This window comes from Endozoicomonas ascidiicola (assembly GCF_001646945.1).
GTDB classification, from domain to species: Bacteria; Pseudomonadota; Gammaproteobacteria; order Pseudomonadales; family Endozoicomonadaceae; genus Endozoicomonas; species Endozoicomonas ascidiicola.
The window spans coordinates 695,797-698,136 of sequence record NZ_LUTV01000003.1 but is presented as its reverse complement, the minus strand read 5'-3'; the positions used below and the strand labels follow the sequence as shown (position 1 = coordinate 698,136).

Annotated in this window: 1 protein-coding gene and 1 pseudogene; one reads left to right on the top strand and one right to left on the bottom strand. The window is 47.1% G+C overall.

Annotated features, from left to right (window positions below):
* Nucleotides 1–270: 270 nt before the first annotated feature.
* Nucleotides 271–1,800, top strand: a complete 1,530-nt coding sequence (locus tag AKL11_RS10475; RefSeq protein ID WP_067517098.1) for a YifB family Mg chelatase-like AAA ATPase — start codon at nt 271–273, stop codon at nt 1,798–1,800.
* Nucleotides 1,801–2,139: 339 nt separating this feature from the next.
* Here AKL11_RS10475 and AKL11_RS25910 read toward each other — a convergent pair.
* Nucleotides 2,140–2,340: pseudogene (locus AKL11_RS25910) on the bottom strand (hypothetical protein); the annotation flags it as partial.

The following is a 2,340-nucleotide window of genomic DNA, read 5'->3' as shown; positions in this document are numbered from 1 at the left end:
CACTCGTCTTTTGACTTCCAACCAGGCTGTATCTGCGGTGTAGCCTGAAGCAGCTCCTCCACCTGCTGGAGCGATTTGATGAGCCGTGTGTCCATTATGATTTTCATCCAGTAATTTTGGACGAAAGATCAGAAATCACAGGCTCATTTCATTTTGGAAACAAGGGCTCCGTTCAGGCTCATTTCATATTGGAAGAGACTTACACAAGCAACTTTTCCCATACCTGCTATCTTTGATCGTTTGTGTTGTTCAATCGGTCAAGAATAAAAAATGTCTTCTCAATTGGCTCAAGTGCACACTCGTGCTAACCAAGGAGTTCGTGCGCCTTTGGTTATCGTCGAAGTTCACCTCTCTCAAGGTTTACCTGGGCTGAATATTGTCGGGCTGCCGGAAGCGGGGGTGCGAGAAAGCAAAGACCGGGTGCGAAGTGCACTGATAAACAGTGGCTATGATTTCCCTGATGGCAGAATCACCGTCAACCTCGCCCCTGCCGATTTACCCAAAGAAGGTGGCCGCTTCGATCTGCCCATTGCTTTGGGCATTTTAATCGCTTCAGGTCAATTGCCTGCTGACGTTACGAAAGATCGAGAGTTTCTTGGGGAGCTGGCGCTGTCTGGCGAGTTACGACCGGTTCGTGCTGCTTTACCCGCATCACTGGCCTGCCAAGAATCCCGGAGCGCATTATTACTTCCCAAAGATAATGCAGAAGTTGCCGCCATGGTCAGTGAAACCACAGTGATTGCCGCAAGCCATTTAAACGAAGTGTGTGCTTACCTGCAGCAAAAAATCAATATTGAACCCACAAACCCTACTGCTGATTTTCAACATCATCGATATCCGGATATTTCTGATGTCCAAGGTCAGGAGCAGGCAAAAAGAGCATTGTTGATTGCCGCGACCGGCGGACACCACCTGCTGCTTTTTGGTCCGCCAGGCAGTGGTAAAAGTATGTTGGCCAGCCGGCTACCCGGTTTATTACCGCCGCTGACCGAAGAAGAGTCTCTGGAAGTGGCAACGATTCATTCCTTAACCACCTGTTCACCGGAAAACCTTGGTCAACGGCCGTTCAGAACGCCACACCATTCATCATCATCGGTCTCTTTAGTTGGAGGCGGCAGTATTCCGAAACCAGGAGAAATCTCCTATGCTCATCACGGCGTATTGTTTCTGGATGAAATGCCGGAGTTTTCTCGGCAAGCTCTGGAGATTCTCAGAGAGCCACTAGAAAACGGCGAAGTGGTCATTACTCGATCAAAAGGGCAGGAACGCTTCCCTTCCCGGTTTCAGCTCATGGCCGCTATGAATCCCTGCCCCTGTGGTTATCTGGGTGATTCTCAAAGGCGTTGTCATTGTTCACCGGATCAAGTTCGGCGTTATCGAAACAAACTGTCTGGCCCGTTGCTGGACCGGATTGATCTTCAGGTAGAAGTGCCCTCTCAAAGTATTCAGAGTGTAATGGAACACTCGTCTTCCATGACTGATAAATCGCCCCAATGTTCAGATGGTTTTCGAAGCCGCGTGGTTGATCTACGCAACCAACAGCTGATACGCCAGGGAAAAATCAATAGTCAGCTGTCAGCAAAGGCGTTATTCGATGCCTGCGCTCTCGGTGACAAAGAGAAAAAATTTATTTCCGCCGTATCGGAAAAATTTCATATTTCCATGCGCGGGCTGCATCGTGTTTTGCGAGTATCCAGAACGATTGCCGATTTGGAGGGCAGTAACACGGTTCAAACTGCTCATTTATCAGAAGCCGTTCAGTACAGGCAGTTTGATCGAACAAGCAGTAAGGCTAAATAGCTGATTAAATGAACATTCAAATATTCTCATAACACTCGCCAAAGCCGTCATTGAAATAATAATTTGACTTGTTATTCGCTGCTACTCTTTCGTGTTCGCTGGTCTGACCACTGACAGCTGATATTCGACATTCAGGCTTATTGTTCATCGTGACACTTCTCTGAGACAACATATCCTGCGTTGGATATTCACCACTGGAATCGGAAAACAGACAACAACCAACATTTAAAATACATTGACACAACCAAGAGCCAAACGACATTGACTGAGACTCTTTTTCACCTGCTTGATTACATTCTGCATTAACGCCTATGGCGGGCAATAATAAAATTTATAAAACTAGTGTAGTGCGCCGTTCTTTTTGCTGCTTAAGCGGCAATTAGCTCGAACTACCTTCTCCAGTATGTCATTAGCCTTGGCTGTCCATATAAACGGCTTGGGCTTCTCGTTATGTTTTTCGATATATTCCTCTATTGCCTCCACAAGCTCTGGAACACTTTTGAATACCCCTCGACGTAAACGCTGTGTGGTTAAATCTCG

What these genes read in the sequence shown, in the direction of transcription:
- AKL11_RS10475 (WP_067517098.1), top strand. Translation starts at nt 271, where the DNA reads ATGTCTTCTCAATTGGCTCAAGTGCACACTCGTGCTAACCAAGGAGTT.